The following is a 19,818-nucleotide window of genomic DNA, read 5'->3' as shown; positions in this document are numbered from 1 at the left end:
AAGAAAAATACAGGTTATATTTTCTTTTTAATTTGTTGGCCCCTCAATTTGCTTAAAAACTCAGGTGTTACACCAATAAAAGAGGCAATTTGTTTTTGAGGTAAACTATTAATTAATGATGGGTAAGTAGTACAAAATTTTTGATACCGTTCATCGGCTGTAAGGCTCATGCTATCTATCATGCGTTGTTGCAAGGCTACTAATGCATTTTCAATTAAAATGCGGAAATAGCGTTCAAAAGCTGGTATTTTTTCATAAAGATTGAGATGATCTTCTTTTGATAACATCAACACCGTACTATTTTCTAAAGCTTCAATATGCAAAATGCCTGGCTTTTGCGATAATAAGCTGTACATATCGGCAATCCACCAATTGGTGGGTGCAAAATTCAATACATGTTCAAAACCATTTTTATCGATGGTGTAGCCTCTTAAACAACCTGTTACTACAAAAGTTGAATATTTACACACATCGCCTTCTGCCAAAATAAGTTGTTTGCGTTTAAGATTTTTTTCCACCAGTAGCGATACAAAATACTGTTGTTCCGCCTCCGTTAGGCGAATATGTTTTTCAATGTTTTGTATAATGAGGTTTGTTGACAATATATATGATTAATTTAGAATTAAAACATCTATAAAAATAAGATCAATTAGTTTTATTACAACATTTAAAACTCCATGCAACCTTTTTGAGAAACTTTCAAATATCCAAAGCCTCTCTTTTTTACAATAGCATCCCAATCAGTATAGGGTAATCGATAGCGCCAATCAAAAATATACTCACCCCAACGCCAAAATTTTAATGGGTTTATGGCGAATAAGCGGTACACTACCGTATCGCTCTGTGGCATAAGATTACATCCATAAAAATTAGGCCTATTCAGGATAAACTCACCATTAGGTGGCTTTTTAAATAACCTTCCTTGAATAGAATTTTCCATCATGGTAAAAGTTCCAGATATATTACTATATCTATAATACCAATCATTTAACCCAGTAATGTTTTGAATAAGTGGCCAATTACTTAATAATACTGTTATGGCAGCTAACCATATTATTGTTTTATATTTTTTCATATTTATGGGCAGATATTAGTAGAAAGTGGCGCTTTTACATCTGCATTATTCATTTACTTATACCTATAATAATATTACTCATAGCTTAGTACACTATGTGAAATTTTTAAGAACAACAACACTATAAAATTGATTCTAGAGCGATTCTTTGCAAAATTTTTTGCATCTGATTGAAATTTACTTCAAATTGAATTTAAAGAACTTCCCTCTCACAAATTTTTATGATGGGTAACATTTCCGTATTAAAAAAGGACTCTTTTATTTCAGAATATTTTTGAAACTTTATTAAAATATTTAAATTAATAATTGAAGTTTCTAATTCATTCATTTTAATTAGAATGTATGGAAAATAAAATTGATTTTTATAAAAACCTGCTACGTAGGTATTTTCAATTGCTGTGCTATAATTAGATTCATCTAAATTAATTTCATTGTAAGTTTTTAATGGCATTACAAAAAGCAGTCTATTATCAACACAATTAACAATATTATGCAAACTAGTAATTAGTAAAACAGTTAAGAGTTTACTTTCTGCGATTGCAGCTACTCTATTTACTTTATTATACTTTTCTAAATCAGGCAACATTTTAATTTTAGAAGTATCAAAATAATCTTTTATTATATTGCTGTAAAACAAACTATCATCTTTTGAAAATCCATCAAAAACAAATTGAGTTAACATTCTTTTAGTAATATATTTAGGACTTGTGAACTCTTTTGAATGCAATAAATTTTCAAATTTTTTAAAGAAACTAATAGTTGAGATATTTATTTTAGAATTATAATTAATTTGGGCAACCACAGCATTACTAAAGAAAATAAAAAATAAAATTTGAAATATTTTTTTCATAGATTTAAATTATTAATTAGCTATATTTTTTCTGTTTTATTTTATCCCAACTTTTATAGGGCATCTCATATCTTTTATCAGTAAAATATTCTTTCTATCTCCAAAAACACAAAGGATTTTTCCAAAACAATCTATAAAAAATGGGGTCAGGTTCCCTATGGTATTTTTGTTTATAATATTTAATTGAGTTTGAATCTAATTTACAGCTGCCGCCTGATTTAAAAATTTCGTCTGTGCAAGTTATTGAGCCATCACCGTTTGAGTAGCGATAATGTTTTTCATCTATAGCCAAGTGTAATATATCATAAACAGGAAAAAGGTTTGAAATAATTACAACAAATACAGAAACAACTATAACTTTCTTTTTTGTGATACGCATTTATTAAACTTTAGTAAATGTTTTATAAACAAACTTTTAACAGAAAATGTTACTTCACACATTTAAAACTCCATGCAACCTTTTTCAGAAACTTTCAAATAGCCAAAGCCTCTCTTTTTTACAATAGCATCCCAATCGGTATAGGGTAATCGATAGCGCCAATCAAAAATATACTCACCCCAACGCCAAAATTTTAATGGGTTTATGGCGAATAAGCGGTACACTACCGTATCGCTCTGTGGCATAAGGTTACATCCATAAAAATTAGGCCTATTCAGGATAAACTCACCATTAGGTGGCTTATCATAAATTCTACCCTGTATAGGTATTTCCATTTTTGTGTAAGTACCTGATATATTACTATACCTGTAATACCAATCATTTAACCCAGTAATGTTTTTAATAAGTGGCCAATTACTTAACAATACTGTTATAGCAGCTAACCATATAATTGTTTTATATTTTTTCATAATTATGGGCAAATATTAGTTGAAAGTGGTGCTTTTACATCTACATTAAACTGTTTACTTATGCCTGTACCTACACTAATGTTGCGAATAGCTTGATACAATTTTTGAGGTGATTGTAAAAAGTATACAGGTACAGGTGAAAAAGGTGTTTGTACTACAAATGGTGCTAATACAATTGGCGAAGCAATTACCAAATTAAATGCGTTTATCGCAATAGTGGTGCAATTATTATCGTAAATATTATATGTATCATTTTCATGGCTTAATAAGTTATTTAAAACATTTGAAAATTGAGTAGCACTAACATTGTAGGCATTTAAAGCAGCATTATATTCATGATTTGGATCGCCATTATTTTTAAAACCTCCTGTTGCATTTGGGTTTATAGGTGTACCGCCAGAACCAATTGGATAAAAACCCACACTTTGAGAAATTGATTGTGAGCCGTTAGTTTTTGTAAGGGTGAGAAAGGTATGCCCGGGAGATTTTTGTGTCAAATTAAAAGGCGCATTCCACATACCATCAACAGGTAAATCAACACAAAGCTTTACAGAGTATGTTGCACCAGCATTTGGTATTTGATTAAAACAATTAAATAAGCTTTGTAAACTTACAGGGAGCTCATCATCAGATATATCTGGATATGTTGGTAAACTTTCATCGCTATAAACATCAATAATATCAGGAGATTGATCATGAGGAGCATTATGTGGATAGATATCACATGGATTTTGTGTATACCATTTTAAAAACCCACAATCTGTACTTGAGTTTGATCCGCCACCACCACCACTACTTGTACCACCATTGCCCGTACCTGTCGTACCTGCACCACCACCTGTAGAACCATTTCCACCAGGAATTTCTATTTCGCCATATATAGGGATACAATTAGTTATTAAATATATTACTTGGCTTGGGTACTCAATACTACCATTATAAGGTGTTCCATCACCTGTAACCCAACCAACCTCATAACACAATTGACTTATTTGTACAAGATTTAATTGAGAACTTGTATTAACCAATTTTATAATTTTAAAACTATCACTACTTAAATTATTTACATCAGGAAATATTTGAGCTGGTATATTATAGAATATTTTAGTACCAAAACATTTATTCTCCATATAAAAAAATAAATTTAACAGATTTTTTGTTTCAATATTATTACTAAAATTGTGAGCTAAATCATATAATAACTGTTGATTATAACTTGAAAAGTCAAAAGTGTTTTCTTCAATTTTAAACATTAATAAAGTACTTAATACTTTATTATCATTTGACAATGGAACGACTATTATGCTATCATTATTATCTTCAATAAGGCTTTGGCTATTACTTTTATTAGCTTTTAAAATTGATACTTTATCCCAAATTGGTTTACCTGCATACTTTGATAAGGTTTTTGTAAATTTTACTTTTGAATCATAAGTTTCTAATCTTGAAATTATTAACTTGATAGATTCACTTGTAGGTTTTGGATTATAAAAAAAGCTCTCATGGTAATTTTCACTTTGAATATTATCAAAATCAATTTTTTTACACGAATAAAAAAAACAGCTTAGAACTAAAAAAGCATAAATAAAATATTTCTTCATAAAGTTTGTTTTAAACAAATTTGAATAAAAGCTTCATGAATAAATTTGACAATTGTCAAAAAATTATTTTTTTCCTCTAATTCTACTTAAAGTTTCGAGTGAAATACCCAAGTACGAGGCAATATCAGTAAGTGATACATGGTTCAATAAATCATTGTTATTTTTTTGAAATAAATGATATCTTTCTTCAGCCTTGAGCTTTCTTAACCCTAGCAAACGCTCTTCACTTAATATATAATATTTTTCAGTAAGAACACGACCAATAAAATTAAATTCAATAAAGTGATTGTATAAATAATCTAAATCATCATGCGATATATAGCTTATTTCTGCATCATTTATGCACTGTATATATTCATAACTAGGTACTCGTTTATAAAAACTATTTACGGCTATTATAATATCACCTGGTTTCATAAACCATTGTGTAATTTCAAGTGCGTCTTTCTTATAGAATGATTTGAAATAACCTTTATGTATAAAATAAATTTCTTGTGCAATTTGTCCCTCCTTCAACAAAAGTTGTTTTTTCTTAACTTCCTTAGTATGTAATCTTTCAGCTAAAGCCTTAACAAATTGATCACTTAAAGGATAAATACTTTGAAATAAGTTTACAATAGCTTCCATAGTTGTTTAAGTATTTAATAAAAACATATTGACTAACTTTCTTGTTTTTCAAACTGCATTTTTTGCAACTGATAATAATGCCCTTGTAATGCCATCAATTCCGCATGGGTACCCATTTCTTTTACTTCGCCAGCATCTAACACCAAAATTTTATCAGCTTTTCGTATGGTTGATAAACGGTGGGCAATTACAATAGATGTTCTACCAACAATTAAAGTATCGATTGCATTTTGAATAAGGGCTTCGCTTTCCGTATCAACCGATGAGGTAGCTTCATCTAAAATTAAAATTGCAGGGTTGTACAGCAAGGCTCTTACAAATGATAATAATTGACGTTGCCCTAACGATAAAGTAGCCCCACGTTCCATTACATTATAATCGTAGCCGCCGGGTAGTTGTTCAATAAAGTGATGCAAGCCAATGAGCTTAGAAGCTGCAACTACAGCTTCTTTAGTAATAGCATCATTACGTAGGGTAACATTATCCATTACACTGCCACTAAACAAAAAAACATCTTGCAACACAATGCCAATTTTACTTCTTAAATAATCGGCATTGTAATCATTAATATTAATACCATCAATGGTAATACTACCTTTTTGAATATGGTACAATCGGTTTATTAAGCTGATGATAGATGTTTTGCCGCTGCCTGTATGGCCCACAATAGCCAAGGTTTCACCGGCTTTTATTTGAAAATTAATATTCTTCAACACGTAACGTTCATCTATATATGCAAACCAAACATCATTAAATTGAATTTGCCCTTGCATGGTGGCAGGTGCCTGTGTACCATCGTTTACCATTACATCTTCATTATCTAAAATAGCAAACACTCTTTCGCTAGCAATAACGCCCATTTGCAGCACATTAAATTTATCTGCAATTACCCTTAATGGCCTAAACAATAAATTTAAACAAAGTATAAACGATGTAATAATACCACCTGCGTTAGCAGCTTTTTCGGTACTTACACCTGCTTGCATACCTGCCCACCAAACTAATAAACCAATTGATAAGGCCGACACCAACTCCACCACCGGAAAAAATACAGAGTATGCAAATATGGACCGAACGTTGGCATTACGATGTTCTGTATTAATGGTATTAAATTTTTGCTGTTCTCTTTTTTCTGATGCAAAAGCTTGCACAATGGCCATACCCGTTATATGCTCTTGCACAAATGCATTAAGGGCTGCCACTGCATTACGTACCCTTACAAATGATTTATTTACACTTTCTTTAAAGTAATAGGTGGCTATAATTAATACCGGAAAAGGTGCTAAACAAATTAAAGTCAACTTCCAATCGGCCACAAACATGTATGCTAAAATGGAAATGATAGAGAGCATATCAGCAATAATAGGAATTAAACCATCACTAAAAATATCGTTTACTGATTCAATATCATTAATGGTTCGGGTAGTTAATGTGCCGATAGGTGTTTTATCGAACTGCGATAAATTAAGGTGCACAATTTTGTTGTAAGTGGTAATGCGTAAATCTTTTACAACGCTTTGCCCTAATGAAGCAGTAGTAAACGTAAAGAAAAAACGACAAACAGTTTCAACCAACAACATTAATAATTGAATGATGGTAATTTCAATTATAAAACCTCCTGGACCTTTTAAAAAATGTCCTACGGTATTATTTTTTATACCTGTATTAATAGTAAGTTGAATGAGCAGCGGTCTTATAGGTGCAATTACAGCTAAAAAAATAGCTAAAAAAATAGAGCTATAAAACTTACGCTTATACGGAGCTGCAAAGCGAAATACTCTTTTTAAAACAGCAACATCTAACTTTTTTTTGGTGGTAGTACCCTTACTCATATCGGGTGTAAAGGTAATTGGTTTAGCTGATTTACATAACATGTAAAACTGCAGCTACTTTATTGAACGGTAAAGTAAGCGATTGTAGCTTTATGTTTATTATGCCAAAATTTCTTGAATATTTTTAACCAACTCACGGGTACTGAATGGCTTTTTAACATATAAAGCAGCACCAACTTCATATCCTTTTTTTATATCAGCATCTTTTGTTTTTGCACTCATAAATATTACATGAATATTTTTAAGTGCTTCGGTTTTTTTTATGTGCTTGCAAATTTCGTATCCATCAACATCTGGCATCATAATATCTAATAAAACCAAATTTGGTACAGATTGGTTGAGCAATTCCAAAGCTTCATTTCCGTTACGAGCCACCATCACATCGTAGCCGTTTTTTTTCATAAGAAACTCTAACGACATTAAAATGTAGGGGTCATCATCAACCACTAATATTTTTGCAGCAACACTCATTAAAAAGGATTTAGCTATTTGGAATGGTAAAGATAAATCGAGAACCGTTTACTTCACCATTTTCAACCCAAATTTTACCGCCATGCATTTCAATAATTTTTTTACTTATGGCTAAACCCAAACCACTACCTTCCGGCTTTTTAAGTGTTTGATTTTTTGCTTGAAAAAATTTATCGAAAATAAGCTCATGAACGGCTTCGTCAATACCTGCACCGTTATCTTCTACCCAAACTTGTACTTCGTCATAATTAAGGTGTACACTCACTTTTATTTTGCCTGTAACATCATCTACAAACTTTATAGCATTTGATAATAAATTTTGCAATACCTGTTGCAACAAGGGAGCATCGCCCCTTATTAAAAACATAGTATTGGGTATACTTATTTGAATATTGATTGACTTTTCGTTAGCTAAAGGATGTAATGCAGCAACTGTGTCATTGATGAGTTTATTCAAAACAAATTCACTCATGTTTAAGCGTTGTTGCCCACTTTCGTACCTTTCTAAATTTAGTACTTGCTTTATTAAATGGCTGAGGCGTTCGGTTTCTTTTATAACGTTTCCTAAAAATTGTTGTCGTTGTGTTTCAGGCATATCAGTATTGTCGTGCACAATTTCTGCCATAGCACGTATGGAGGTAATGGGTGTTCTAATTTCATGGGTTACGGTATATAAAAATTCATCTTTCAATGAATCCATTTCTTTTAATTGCTCATTTACTTGTGTTAACTGTTGGGTAGCTTTTTGCAGTTCGGTTGATTTTTTTTTGAGTTCTTTATTTAATTCAATCATTTGTTGAGACTCTCTCAAAATATTAATTACTTCATCAATTTTAACTTCTTCAGCCTTTATTACACTGCTCACCATAATACTTGCTGATGCTGAACCAATAATGCCTGATAGTATACGTTCAGCAAAAGTTACCAAACGAGGATCAGCACTTTTAGTATCTAACGAAATTTTATTACGTTGGGCATAGTTGGTAATTAATTTTTGAGCCCGTTCTTTTCCTAAAAAATTTTCTAATAACGTTTGTACATCGGGTAAGTTGGCGGTACCCTTCCACATCACATTACTACTTGGTGCAAGGGTATGTTTAAAAATATCAACAAAAATTTCTCCTTGGTAAATTTCTTCTGTACTTTTTTTACTATTTAATGAAACTGATACAAATACGATGATATTAAAAAGTAGGCTCCAGAAAGTTGCATGTGTAATTGAATCAAACCCTTGTAAACCAAATAACGAAAAGGGTTTAAGCCAACCAATACCCCATAAACCATTAACCATAATACTATTACTTAATACACCTGCACTTACCAATGAGGGAACTACCAATGTAAAAAACCAAACAATAAAGCCTACAACTATGGAAGCTACGGCTCCATTTTTAGAAGCATCTTTCCAATAAATACCACCAATGGCTGCTGGAGCAAATTGAGCTACCGCTACAAATGAAACTAACCCAATTGATACCAACGATAAATTTTGGGCTATTGTTTTATCATACAAATATGCTAGTGCTATAATTATAAAAATATTTACCCTACGAATATGAATGATTGATTTACTGATAGCGCCATTGGGGGTTGATTTAAATTTTTTCACTCTTAAAAACAGCGGTGTTGCAATATTATTACTCATCATTGTGCTCAATGCAATTGTTTCAACAATGATCATACTAGTGGCGGCAGAAAAGCCCCCAATAAAAACAAATAAGCTCAAGCCATTTTGATTAAAATACAATGGTAATGCTAAAACAAAAGTATCAGCATCAACGTTGTTTGCTGTAAATATTAGTTTACCACTTAATGCAATAGGTAAAACAAAAATATTGATGAGTAATAAATACAATGGAAATAACCATGTTGCTTTTTTAAGATGTTGCTCGTTCATATTTTCAACAACACTTACCTGAAATTGACGTGGCAAAAACACAACAGCTAACAGTGATACCATCATTAAACCCAACCATGTTCCGTATGATGTGGAACTTCCAAATTGAAATAAATTTTTTAACGTTACATCATTAAAAGCTCTGGTAAAAACATCTCCAAAACCATTAAACACACCGTATACTACAAATATACCTGCTGCTAAAAAAGCTGCTAATTTTATTACAGACTCAAATGCTACAGCTGCTACTAAACCTTCATGCTTTTCAGAAGCATCAATAGAACGGGTTCCAAATAAAATGATGAATAGTGCTAAAATAATAGCAATGTAAATAGTATCATCATATAAAAAATTAGACAAAGTAGTTTTTTCTTCAGCAGCATTTGCAATGATATGTATGCTGTTTGATATTGCTTTGAGTTGTAATGATATGTAAGGAATAATACCTGTTACACACAGTACAGTAACAATAACAGCTACCGAAAAATTTTTACCATAACGGGTAGATATTAAATCGGCAATGCTATTAATACTTTGTGATTTACAAATACGAATTATTTTACGTAACACAGGCCAAAATAAAATAGCTGAAATAGTGGGACCTAAATAAATAGCCAAAAACTCCAAACCATTAGTGGCAGCACGTCCTACACTACCATAATACGTCCATGCAGTACAATACACCGCTAACGATAAGGCATACACATACCCATTATTTATAACACTTTTGCCTTTTTTTAAGCGATACTCTGCAAAATAAGCTACTCCAAAAAGTATGGCTAAATAAAATAGGGCTGTAATAATAGCAACAATATTATTCATCTACTTTACTTTTTGAAATAACTGAATAAGCTAAAATGATAACCGTTATCCAAACAATAAAAATGTAGAGATATAATACTGGAAAACCAACCCACATCTTTGTAATATTTGACAATGAAATAACTGGATACGATAATAGTACGAACATTAATATGCTCAGTAATTTTAATTTTTGTTTTGTAAAATGTTGCTGCATAATAAACAAAAAAGGATAATACAGTGAATTTACAAAATGTACACTGTATTATCCTTACTTAAAACAAATGAATTTAAAGTGGATTTAATTTGATGCTATGCAGATGTTTCATCAGATTTATATAAACCTTGTAAAGCATACACACCAAATGTTACCAAGCCTCCTACAATAATTGGCGTTAATACAAAGGCATATATAATAGCCGGAATTAAATCTTCTGGCTTATCACTTTGAAACTTTGGTATAGCTTGGGTTACAATTAAAATATACCCAGCATAAACACCAATAGCAATCCATAATATTCCTGCAATTTTTTTAATAGCGTCCATAATTATTTTATTTATAAAGTGAATTAATCGTTCGTTGCATTGTTTTTATTATTAATGTAGAGTGCGCCAATTACCAAACAAACTGCCGCAATTATGATAGGGTACCAAAGACCCTCTAAGTATGGTTTATCATACGGCAATGTTGTTCCTGCCTTTGTTGCAGCCTCATTTGCCTGACCTGCTTTGGTGGCTAAAAATAAAGCAATGGTTGGCAACAAACCACCAAATATACCATTTCCAATATGATAAGGTAAGCTCATTGAGGTGTACCTAATACGAATAGGGAACATTTCTACCAAGAAGGCAGCAATAGGGCCATACACCATAGTTACAAAAATTACTTGAATAAAAACAAGCCATACCAACGACCAAAATGAGCCACTATCTAATGTAGTTACTTTATCTATTTTCACATCTTTTTTAGCATCGGCTTTTGATGGATCTGCATGTATAGTTTCTTTCTTTGTTTCAATATAAGTAGTACCATCTTCAAACGATTTGTTTGTTACTGTTGTGCGTATACTATCTCCTACATTTTTAGCATCCGCTGCTGTAGAAACTTTTACGGTGGTGTTGGCAACAATTTCTTTTTTAGATTTTACACTGCCATTTTCATACATTTTTGTGTAGATAGTTCTATAGCTCAAAATAGCAATGAGCATACCTAACAACATTATCCATTTTCTACCAATTTTATCAGACAATGAACCAAATACAATAAAAAATGGTGTACCCAAAGCCAAAGCGATCATGAGAATATTGCTGGCTTGCGTAATATCAACCGTGAGTGTTGTTTGAATAAAACTTAATGCATAAAATTGACCTGTATACCATACTACACCTTGACCCATGGTGGCACCAAATAATGCTAACAAAACAAATTTGAAATTGAACTTGTTACCAAAACTTTCTTTTAATGGATTTTTGGTGGTTTTGCCTTCATCTTTTGCTTTTTGGAACAACGGCGATTCTTTCATTTTCAACCTAATCACAATGGAAATACCAACCATAATAATTGAAATCCAGAAAGGTACTCTCCAGCCCCAATCGTTAAAAGCATCTTTACTCATAGATCCTTTTGTAGTAACAATTACAAGTAGTGATAAAAATAACCCCACTGTTGCTGTGGTTTGAATCCAACTTGTCCAAAAACCACGTTTGTGGGTTGGTGAATGCTCTGCAACATAAGTAGCAGCACCACCGTACTCACCACCCAATGCTAAACCTTGCAATAAGCGTAACAGCAAAACCAATATTGGCGCTGCAAAACCAATGCTTTCGTAAGATGGTATACAACCAATTAAAAAAGTTGAAATACCCATTAAAACCAAGGTAACTAAGAAGGTATATTTTCTGCCGATGATATCACCTAGTCTTCCAAAAAATAATGCACCAAAAGGGCGTACAACAAAACCTGCTGCGAAAGTTGCTAAGGTTGATAGCAATGCTGCAGTAGCATTACCTGCAGGAAAAAATTTGGTAGCGATTATGGTAGCTAAACTACCAAAAATATAAAAGTCGTACCATTCAATTAATGTACCTAAAGATGATGCAGCGATTACACCTGCAATACCTTTATTTGAAGTATTGTTACTCATAAAATGTAGTTTGATTTATAAATTAAAAATTAAAGACAGTAGAAAAAGTGAAGCGAACATTGGTGATGTTATCAGTAGCACCTGTAACTTTTCCATCGTTTGCTCTTGTACCATATTTTGCTGTAGTAAATTCTAACTCATTTCTAAAGCTTAATTTACCACTAATAAAATCAATACGAGGCGATATACGCATTAAATCTTTTATACCACGACCACTAACCCCAACAGCTCTTCCGTATGCAGCTGTAGCACCACTTTTGGCGCCCTCAATACTTGTATAGCCTACAAATAAACCAGGTACTACTTTTTTGCCTGTGCCATAAATATCAATCCAAGCAGCATTTGTTTTAATTGGCTTATAAGTTTCTTTAGAAGTTGCTGTTGGCTTGTAGCCTAAATAACCACCCAACATAACCCAACTAGTAGTGTTTTGACCAAGCAAGGCTTGCGCTTTTACAGCGATTTTTTTACCTGTAATTTTTGCATAAGCCATAGCAGTTACTGAATTAACTGAAGCTTCATTGGTTAATAATGCACCAGTAGCACCGTATTTAGTGTAAGGGGTTATTTTACTATAATCAACTTGAGCCCCAATTAAAAAATTATCAGATTTATATTGATAATGCAAATTCAATTCTGGTAATGCTGCATTTAATGATGCTGCATTGGTTACATCCGTTGGGTTTACATTAGCTACTGCAAACTCTCGAGGTTTGTATGCGGTGAGAGATAATGAGTTTTTTGCATCAATTTTTGCAGTGTATTTAACTTGACCAGCCCAACCAAATGGTGCGATAGGTATACCCGTATTAAAGCCAACAACACCCGGAAAACATTCTGGTATAAACATAGGGTACCAAGTTTGCCCAAGCGTTAATGCTGATTTTTGCCAATCTAATTTTACATATCCATGGCGCAAACGAAGTAAGCCAATGTTTACATCTGCTTGTCCAAAAAAATCACCTTCTAGCACTGCAGATGTTTTTGCCTTAAAAGCATCGGGACCGCTCACCCTAACACCAAACCTTGCCAAAATACCTAAAATGTTTAATTGCGATTTTTTGTTGTAATCCGATCCATCACTTTGAATATCCTTATCTCTAGGATATAAATCTAACTGACCTTCTCTAACAAAAACATTCTGTCGTGAATCATAATAAGCATCATTACGAACAAAGCCATAAATACTAACCGAAGGGGCAGTTGGTGCAGGTGTGGTAGCCGGCGTAGCTGCTTTTTGCTGTGCAAATGTGGTAGCAACAATGGCTAGCATTGCAACAGCTAATGAAGTGATTTTTCTAAGCATAAAAATTAAATTTTGGTAATTAATTCGACTACCAATTTCTAATTAGTATTTTCAAAAATGTAAGGCTAAGTATATTTATGCTAAACATATAGTTTTTAAATGCTATTCCTTCTAAAACGTTCCCACTTAATTACCATAAACTTATCACCCAATTCTGTAATGATACAACCGGCACTTTTTAAAGATTGCTTATCTGCAAAAAAATCGAGTAATTCTGCATGATTCAGCACTTTATACGTAGGTCTATAACCACTACTTTCAGGTATAGTTATGCCATACTTTTTTACCCAATTCATAACGGTAACATGACTTATACCTAGTATGCGTTCGATTTCTCTTAACGTAACACCTTCAATGTATAATTGTAAAGCCTTAATTACATAATAAGGATCAATACTTTTGCCTTCTTTTAAAACAGTAAATACAAAGTTACAAGGCTTGCAATTATAGCGCTGTCGCCCTTTAATAATGCCACTTTTGGTTAATTGCTCATTTTTGCATTTTGGACAAGCGATGTGTTTCATAACACCAAAATAATTAAAAACTATACTCGTTTAGCAAAACTATATCAATTTACCAACAATTAAATTTTTACCGTTGTTATGTTTCTGTACTTTTAAACTCTTAAAAATCGACCGAATTATGGCTTACTCATTTAAATTAAACTCTCTTGAACAATACAATATTGCCTACAAAAAAAGTGTTGAAGACCCAGAAGGTTTTTGGGGAGATATCGCTTCGAGCTTTTATTGGAGAAAAAAGTGGGATAAAGTATTAGACTGGAATTTTACTGAACCAAAAGTTGAATGGTTTCGCAATGGTAAACTAAACATTACAGAAAACTGTATTGATAGGCACTTAGGCACCATAGGTAACCAGCCTGCTATTATTTGGGAACCAAACGACCCTGACGAACACCACCGAGTGCTCACTTATAGAGAATTACATTTAAAAGTAATGCAGTTTGCCAATGTACTTAAAAATAATGGTGTTCATAAAGGCGATAGGGTTTGTATTTATATGGGTATGGTACCTGAACTTGCCATTGCTGTTTTAGCTTGTGCACGAATAGGTGCTATACATTCAGTAATATTCGGTGGCTTTAGTGCACAAAGTATTGCAGATAGATTGCAAGATGCTCATGCAGAATTTATTGTAACATGCGATGGTGCTTTTAGAGGTAATAAAGAAATTCCTTTAAAAGCCGTGATTGATGATGCACTCGTACAATGCAAATTTGTAAAAAAAGTAATTGTACTTACAAGAACGAGAACACCCGTATCAATGCTAAAAGGTAGAGATGTATGGTGGGAAGATGAAGTGCGTAAAGTTGAAACCATGGGCAACCCCGATTGTGCCGCAGCAGAAATGGACGCTGAGGATCCGTTGTTTATTTTATACACTTCTGGCAGCACAGGCAAACCAAAAGGAGTAGTGCATACAGTAGCTGGTTATATGGTATGGACCACTTACACATTTGTAAACATGCTGCAGTACAACCAAGGCGACATCCATTTTTGTACTGCCGACATTGGGTGGATAACAGGGCACAGTTACATTGTATACGGTCCATTAGCAGCCGGCGGTACATCATTAATGTTTGAAGGTATACCTACATGGCCCGATGCTGGCCGTTTTTGGGATATTATTGATAAACACCAAGTAAATATTTTATACACTGCACCAACAGCTATACGTAGTTTAATGAGCTTTGGAAACGATCCTCTCATTGGTAAAAATTTATCGAGCCTTAAAACATTAGGTACCGTTGGTGAGCCTATTAATGAAGAAGCTTGGCATTGGTACGATGAAAATATTGGAAAGAAAAAATGCCCCATTATTGATACTTGGTGGCAAACTGAAACCGGCGGTTGTTTAATTACAAACCTTGCTGGCGTAACACCAGCTATACCAGGCTGGGCAACTTTACCAATGCCCGGAGTACAACCTTTGTTGGTAGATGAAAAAGGGGAAGAGGTAACAGAGAAAGATGAACATGGCATGTTAAAGGGTAATTTGTGTATTAAAGCCCCTTGGCCGGGAATTTTGAGAACAACCTATGGTGACCACCAACGTTGTTTTACTAATTATTTTGCCACATACCCTAATTTATATTTTACGGGTGATGGTGCTTTGAAAGATGAAAATGGTAATTATAGAATTACTGGCCGTGTAGATGATGTACTAAATATTAGCGGTCACCGTATAGGCACAGCTGAGGTTGAAAATGCTATTAATATGCATGCTGGTGTAGTTGAAAGCGCCGTAGTAGGTTATCCGCATGATATTAAAGGACAAGGCATTTATGCATTTGTTATACACAATGGTGCACATGCTGATGAAAATTTGAGTAGACAAGATATTAGTCAGACAGTATCAAAAATAATAGGTGCTATTGCCAAGCCTGATAAAATACAATTTGTAAAAGGCTTACCAAAAACCAGAAGTGGTAAAATTATGCGTAGGATATTAAGAAAAATTGCTGAAGGTGAAATTAATAACCTTGGAGATACTACCACTTTACTTGACCCTGATGTGGTTGATGATATTAAAAACGGCAGACTGTAATTTTAGTTAATACAGCTTTATAGGAGAGAGCCTAGTTATTTACTAGGCTCTTTTTAATGTACTATTTTATTAGCGCAACTGCTGCTGGCAAAAGCTTCTGGCTTAGCTTTAAAAGCAAAGCCCATGCCTTGTATATAACCCATTGCTTCCTTTAATGCATCGTTGCTTTTAAAACTTGGGTTGGTATTTATATCCGCATGTACTTCCATATCTACTCCATACATTGTAAAAATATTACACAGTGCATATGCTACTTCAATACTCTTTGCTACTTCTAACAACATACGTTCTTTTATACCCATTTTTTGAATAATAGTTTCATTTCGTATGTACATAAAGCCACCTTTACCTTTTCGTATAAACACAATTACAGTGGCTATTTCTGTTTCAATACCCTTTACCTGACTGTCAGTACCTATACACACTTTTAATGTATTGCCCTTTTCTTTTTCAGTGAGTACAACTGAACGAACTTCATCTTCAATATCATTTACAATTACATCGCCATTTAACCTACGCCATTGGTATTGTTGCTCCATCATCATTTTACATTTTAATAAAAATTAGAAAAATCAACTTGGGTAAAAGCCAAAAAGTGTAACCAAATAAAGTCCCATACTTTACTTCGCTACACTAATTTAATTATTAAAATTGATGTTACAACAATATTAATTTGTTAAGCCATCTTAATTTATTACAAAATGAAACTTTATTCTGTTTCCATTTTTTTGGTATATGCCTTTAAAAAAATAGCACCGAGGTTTTTATAAGGAGGAATATAATCTTCCCAACTATCTCTTACAGATTTACTTGGGTCGGCTGAAAATGTTTTGGTTAAACTTTGCCACATTTTTCGCCAATTCAAATTATTACCTGAGGCAAATACTTGGTTCATGTAATTCAAAATAGGTCTATTAATATCGCCAGTACCAATTTCTTTGGTTGAAATGATATGTGCATCAGGATTAATTTCTAAAATCTCATTTAAATTTTGATAACCACCACAAGAGCCCAGTACCACAATTTTAGCATCACCTGGCATTCTGCTCATAGTTCTATCTAACCAATAACTATGGCCCCTGTGCACAATTACAGCCGGTTTCAGCTTAATTTCTTTTAAGTAATTAGCTAAGTGTATTTGTGCAGTATCATCAAGGTTAGCATCATTATCCAGTGGCTTGTTGGCAAACACCATTACATTTCCTTTTAATGAAGTAGCTTCCATCCATTCTTTTTTATCAACCACTTTCCACTCTTTGCTTGAGAACGTATTTCTAAAAGAAGGATAAAACATTTTACCATCTTTATCGCCATAAAAAAATACTTGTTCAACAATAACCCCGTTAGCATTTTGCATGTATTTATTATCCACATCAAAAATGGGGGGTATGCCTAATTGTGCCGCTATATCAATATGGTTACTATCATTGAGCGATAGAAAAATGGTTTTTAATAAACCATAAATCACCTTACCACTAGTATTGTTTGCAGCAATTGCTTCTGCTTCGTTTTCTTTTACATTTTGCAACATACTTTGTTGCAAAGCGCTATTGGTGATGCTGCTGTAAGAGTCAGCTACGTCAACAGCATCTTCTAAATTACCATTATCTAATTTCGATACAAATGCCTTCATGAGTAACTCAGAGCGTACAGGCGGCATCATTTTCAAAAAAGTATCTAACTTATTGTAATTGGCGGCCATTTTTATGAACTTTCTAAAATGGTCAAAATTTACTGCTTGCAGCAACGAATCGCCTCTGGGCTTGGCCCCCATTAATTGTACCAACCTATTAAAACTATTTTTATAGCTACTGGTATAAATATCGTTTTCACCCATAACAATCATATAGTACAACTCAGCCGGTGATAAAGGTTGAATGGCTTTCATTCTATAAGCTAAATTACTTTCATCGTGTAATTCATTTATGGGGGTAATAAAATGCTGTTTTGCTTTTTTATACAAGGTGTTCAGCAATCCGTTAGTGCCAAAATAAGCTATAGGCGTATCTCTCAATGGTGCTGCCATACGTTTGTTATAGGCAATTGCTGTACTTACTAATAACTTATAATAACCAACACTATCGTACCCTACTTCGCCATCGCCAACAAATTTTTTGATAGAGTCAATGGTTTGTCTGCCAGAAAGCAAATCATCAAAAAAAGGAAAATATAGTAAGGCGTTTTCTGTTTGACTCAACAAAGCAATTTGATTCACTACCATATTGGTATTGCGGTGTATCAATTTACCCATAACAGTGCTTTTTGATTGTGCGTATGTATAACATTGCACAGGGTATGCTTTGCAAGCAATCGTCATTAAACTATCGGCAAATGATTCTGTTTCATAAAGCGCTATAGTGCTCAAAATTTTATCGGGATGCAGGGTTACATATTTTAAGTACACCAAATTATCTAGTGCAACCGCATCATCATTTTCAGCTAATACTTTTGCTAAAATTTTAGCAATACCATAAGGTAGCTCTTGTAATATAGGAATGATTGATTGCTTATTCGCCTTGGCCTTCATGGCCAGTTCAAACTGGTTAAGTAAAAAGGTTAAATCAATAATAGTGATATCGTTTTCCTTTAATGCTAACCTGTACTTAATTAACACCTCTGCAACGTAGCGTAGGTAACGAACTTTATCATTATTACTTGGTAGCAGCGAATCGTTTTGCTCAATCCAAAACCTAAATTCGTTTGGTTTTCTTATTAAAGCATCTGATAATTGGTTGTTAATATTAACATCAGTACCGGCTTTTAAAACACCATCAACCACACCATCTATTTTATCACAATTTATTTGCTCTTTTTTGATATCATCGTGTCGGCTCCTTCTGCTCAAAGGAATGTCAGTAGTATCTGTAAAAGCAAATACCAATTGAGCAAACGATAAAAGTAAAAGCGTAAATGTAAACTGTTTCATATAGTTTGTTACTTGCAAATATGCTACTATTTTTTTGGTACACCTTCATATAGAGTAATTTATTAACAACTATGTTGCATTTGTGCTTAACAATTTAATAATGTATTTACACAAGCATAACATAGGGTTACCATAGTTAGATGCTTTACTTTTGTGTAACTTTTAAATTATGAGCGTTACAAAAAAGATATTAATTGCTGACGATGAACCAGATATTTTAGAAATATTATCGTTCAACCTCAGTGCTGAAGGCTACGATATTACCACTGCAAAAAATGGTGATGAAGCATTAGATAAAGCCATTTCTAACAAACCAGATTTAATCATTTTAGATGTAATGATGCCCGGTAAAAATGGCATTGAGGTATGTAATATTTTAAGAGCACAACCACTTTTTAACCCTACTTTAATCATCTTTTTAACGGCCATGAGTGATGAAAGCTCAGAGATTAAAGGTTTAGAAACAGGAGCTGATGATTACATCACCAAACCTATTAGCCCTAAGGTATTGGTAAGTAAAGTAAATGCACTGTTTAGGCGCCTTGGCGGACCAGATGATGTTGCCACAATTAATGTTGGTAATTTTGAAATTAACAGAGAAAAATACTTAGTAACTTTTGAAGGCAAAGAAATTATTTTAGCCCGAAAAGAATTTGAATTAGTTGCGTTATTAGCATCTAAACCAGGCAAAGTATTTTTGAGAAACGAAATACTAAACAGAATTTGGGGTACTGAAGTAATTGTAGGCGATCGTACCATTGATGTACATATAAGAAAAATACGCCAAAAACTGGGGGTTGATTGTATTGCCACTGTAAAAGGAGTTGGTTATAAATTCGAAATATAATTTTACCTTTCAATTAAATTAATA

At 33.1% G+C, this 19,818-nt stretch carries 18 protein-coding genes; 2 read left to right on the top strand and 16 right to left on the bottom strand.

Annotation, left to right across the window (positions count from 1 at the left end; all coding sequences use genetic code 11):
- Window positions 1–14 precede the first annotated feature (14 nt).
- The 14 genes from ACFOWM_RS10330 to ACFOWM_RS10265 form a co-directional block, all read right to left on the bottom strand.
- The gene (locus ACFOWM_RS10330; RefSeq protein WP_379709624.1) at window positions 15–602 is read right to left on the bottom strand and encodes a Crp/Fnr family transcriptional regulator; all 588 of its coding nucleotides are present in this window, start codon (window positions 600–602) and stop codon (window positions 15–17) included.
- 65 nt (window positions 603–667) lie between these two features.
- Window positions 668–1,075, bottom strand: a complete 408-nt coding sequence (locus ACFOWM_RS10325; protein ID WP_379709621.1) for a hypothetical protein — start codon at window positions 1,073–1,075, stop codon at window positions 668–670.
- 193 nt (window positions 1,076–1,268) lie between these two features.
- Window positions 1,269–1,925, bottom strand: a complete 657-nt coding sequence (locus ACFOWM_RS10320; protein WP_379709619.1) for a hypothetical protein — start codon at window positions 1,923–1,925, stop codon at window positions 1,269–1,271.
- A gap of 94 nt (window positions 1,926–2,019) precedes the next feature.
- The gene (locus ACFOWM_RS10315) at window positions 2,020–2,304 is read right to left on the bottom strand and encodes a hypothetical protein (RefSeq protein ID WP_379709616.1); all 285 of its coding nucleotides are present in this window, start codon (window positions 2,302–2,304) and stop codon (window positions 2,020–2,022) included.
- Between the two features lie 62 nt (window positions 2,305–2,366).
- On the bottom strand, window positions 2,367–2,774 hold the full coding sequence (locus ACFOWM_RS10310; protein ID WP_379709613.1) for a hypothetical protein: 408 nt from the start codon (window positions 2,772–2,774) through the stop codon (window positions 2,367–2,369).
- A 2-nt stretch (window positions 2,775–2,776) separates the two neighbouring features.
- Window positions 2,777–4,375, bottom strand: coding sequence for a hypothetical protein (locus tag ACFOWM_RS10305; protein ID WP_379709610.1), 1,599 nt, complete (start codon window positions 4,373–4,375; stop codon window positions 2,777–2,779).
- Between the two features lie 63 nt (window positions 4,376–4,438).
- Window positions 4,439–5,002, bottom strand: coding sequence for a Crp/Fnr family transcriptional regulator (locus ACFOWM_RS10300; RefSeq protein WP_379709607.1), 564 nt, complete (start codon window positions 5,000–5,002; stop codon window positions 4,439–4,441).
- A gap of 32 nt (window positions 5,003–5,034) precedes the next feature.
- A complete protein-coding gene (locus ACFOWM_RS10295; RefSeq protein ID WP_379709604.1) occupies window positions 5,035–6,876 on the bottom strand; it encodes an ABC transporter ATP-binding protein in 1,842 nt (613 codons plus the stop codon).
- Window positions 6,877–6,933: 57 nt separating this feature from the next.
- Window positions 6,934–7,305 carry a response regulator gene (locus ACFOWM_RS10290; RefSeq protein ID WP_379709601.1) on the bottom strand — a complete coding sequence of 124 codons (372 nt, stop codon included), beginning with the start codon at window positions 7,303–7,305 and terminating at the stop codon, window positions 6,934–6,936.
- A gap of 10 nt (window positions 7,306–7,315) precedes the next feature.
- Window positions 7,316–10,024: an ATP-binding protein gene (locus tag ACFOWM_RS10285; RefSeq protein WP_379709598.1), complete on the bottom strand. Its 2,709-nt coding sequence runs from the start codon at window positions 10,022–10,024 to the stop codon at window positions 7,316–7,318.
- A 291-nt stretch (window positions 10,025–10,315) separates the two neighbouring features.
- Window positions 10,316–10,549: a DUF6814 family protein gene (locus ACFOWM_RS10280; protein ID WP_379709595.1), complete on the bottom strand. Its 234-nt coding sequence runs from the start codon at window positions 10,547–10,549 to the stop codon at window positions 10,316–10,318.
- Window positions 10,550–10,572: 23 nt separating this feature from the next.
- Complete coding sequence (locus tag ACFOWM_RS10275; RefSeq protein ID WP_379709593.1) at window positions 10,573–12,147, bottom strand: MFS transporter; 1,575 nt, start codon at window positions 12,145–12,147, stop codon at window positions 10,573–10,575.
- 22 nt (window positions 12,148–12,169) lie between these two features.
- Window positions 12,170–13,453, bottom strand: a complete 1,284-nt coding sequence (locus ACFOWM_RS10270; RefSeq protein ID WP_379709591.1) for a hypothetical protein — start codon at window positions 13,451–13,453, stop codon at window positions 12,170–12,172.
- A gap of 95 nt (window positions 13,454–13,548) precedes the next feature.
- Window positions 13,549–13,977 carry an IS1/IS1595 family N-terminal zinc-binding domain-containing protein gene (locus ACFOWM_RS10265; RefSeq protein WP_379709589.1) on the bottom strand — a complete coding sequence of 143 codons (429 nt, stop codon included), beginning with the start codon at window positions 13,975–13,977 and terminating at the stop codon, window positions 13,549–13,551.
- A 118-nt stretch (window positions 13,978–14,095) separates the two neighbouring features.
- Between ACFOWM_RS10265 and acs the strand changes: the two genes are divergently transcribed.
- On the top strand, window positions 14,096–16,021 hold the full coding sequence (acs, locus tag ACFOWM_RS10260) for an acetate--CoA ligase (protein WP_379709586.1): 1,926 nt from the start codon (window positions 14,096–14,098) through the stop codon (window positions 16,019–16,021).
- Between the two features lie 53 nt (window positions 16,022–16,074).
- Here the strand turns inward: acs and ACFOWM_RS10255 are convergent, their stop codons facing one another.
- Both ACFOWM_RS10255 and ACFOWM_RS10250 read right to left on the bottom strand, forming a co-directional pair.
- Window positions 16,075–16,560, bottom strand: coding sequence for a ribonuclease H-like YkuK family protein (locus ACFOWM_RS10255; RefSeq protein ID WP_379710321.1), 486 nt, complete (start codon window positions 16,558–16,560; stop codon window positions 16,075–16,077).
- 170 nt (window positions 16,561–16,730) lie between these two features.
- On the bottom strand, window positions 16,731–18,947 hold the full coding sequence (locus ACFOWM_RS10250; protein ID WP_379709583.1) for a hypothetical protein: 2,217 nt from the start codon (window positions 18,945–18,947) through the stop codon (window positions 16,731–16,733).
- Between the two features lie 169 nt (window positions 18,948–19,116).
- On the opposite strand from ACFOWM_RS10250, the gene ACFOWM_RS10245 reads away from it, so the two are divergent.
- Window positions 19,117–19,794, top strand: a complete 678-nt coding sequence (locus ACFOWM_RS10245; protein WP_379709580.1) for a response regulator — start codon at window positions 19,117–19,119, stop codon at window positions 19,792–19,794.
- Window positions 19,795–19,818 lie beyond the last annotated feature (24 nt).

It is taken from the genome of Ferruginibacter yonginensis (genome assembly GCF_042651465.1).
In the GTDB taxonomy this organism is placed as follows: Bacteria; Bacteroidota; Bacteroidia; order Chitinophagales; family Chitinophagaceae; genus Ferruginibacter; species Ferruginibacter yonginensis.
The sequence above is the reverse complement of the archived record's forward strand: the minus strand, read 5'-3'. Positions and strand labels throughout refer to the sequence as shown.

Coding starts and splice junctions, on each gene's coding strand:
- ACFOWM_RS10325 (WP_379709621.1), bottom strand. CDS start 1,075: ATGAAAAAATATAAAACAATAATATGGTTAGCTGCCATAACAGTATTA.
- ACFOWM_RS10290 (WP_379709601.1), bottom strand. CDS start 7,305: ATGAGTGTTGCTGCAAAAATATTAGTGGTTGATGATGACCCCTACATT.
- ACFOWM_RS10315 (WP_379709616.1), bottom strand. CDS start 2,304: ATGCGTATCACAAAAAAGAAAGTTATAGTTGTTTCTGTATTTGTTGTA.
- ACFOWM_RS10310 (WP_379709613.1), bottom strand. CDS start 2,774: ATGAAAAAATATAAAACAATTATATGGTTAGCTGCTATAACAGTATTG.
- ACFOWM_RS10265 (WP_379709589.1), bottom strand. CDS start 13,977: ATGAAACACATCGCTTGTCCAAAATGCAAAAATGAGCAATTAACCAAA.
- ACFOWM_RS10320 (WP_379709619.1), bottom strand. CDS start 1,925: ATGAAAAAAATATTTCAAATTTTATTTTTTATTTTCTTTAGTAATGCT.
- ACFOWM_RS10285 (WP_379709598.1), bottom strand. CDS start 10,024: ATGAATAATATTGTTGCTATTATTACAGCCCTATTTTATTTAGCCATA.
- ACFOWM_RS10275 (WP_379709593.1), bottom strand. CDS start 12,147: ATGAGTAACAATACTTCAAATAAAGGTATTGCAGGTGTAATCGCTGCA.
- ACFOWM_RS10270 (WP_379709591.1), bottom strand. CDS start 13,453: ATGCTTAGAAAAATCACTTCATTAGCTGTTGCAATGCTAGCCATTGTT.
- ACFOWM_RS10255 (WP_379710321.1), bottom strand. CDS start 16,560: ATGGAGCAACAATACCAATGGCGTAGGTTAAATGGCGATGTAATTGTA.
- ACFOWM_RS10280 (WP_379709595.1), bottom strand. CDS start 10,549: ATGGACGCTATTAAAAAAATTGCAGGAATATTATGGATTGCTATTGGT.
- ACFOWM_RS10300 (WP_379709607.1), bottom strand. CDS start 5,002: ATGGAAGCTATTGTAAACTTATTTCAAAGTATTTATCCTTTAAGTGAT.
- ACFOWM_RS10305 (WP_379709610.1), bottom strand. CDS start 4,375: ATGAAGAAATATTTTATTTATGCTTTTTTAGTTCTAAGCTGTTTTTTT.
- acs (WP_379709586.1), top strand. CDS start 14,096: ATGGCTTACTCATTTAAATTAAACTCTCTTGAACAATACAATATTGCC.
- ACFOWM_RS10250 (WP_379709583.1), bottom strand. CDS start 18,947: ATGAAACAGTTTACATTTACGCTTTTACTTTTATCGTTTGCTCAATTG.
- ACFOWM_RS10245 (WP_379709580.1), top strand. CDS start 19,117: ATGAGCGTTACAAAAAAGATATTAATTGCTGACGATGAACCAGATATT.
- ACFOWM_RS10295 (WP_379709604.1), bottom strand. CDS start 6,876: ATGTTATGTAAATCAGCTAAACCAATTACCTTTACACCCGATATGAGT.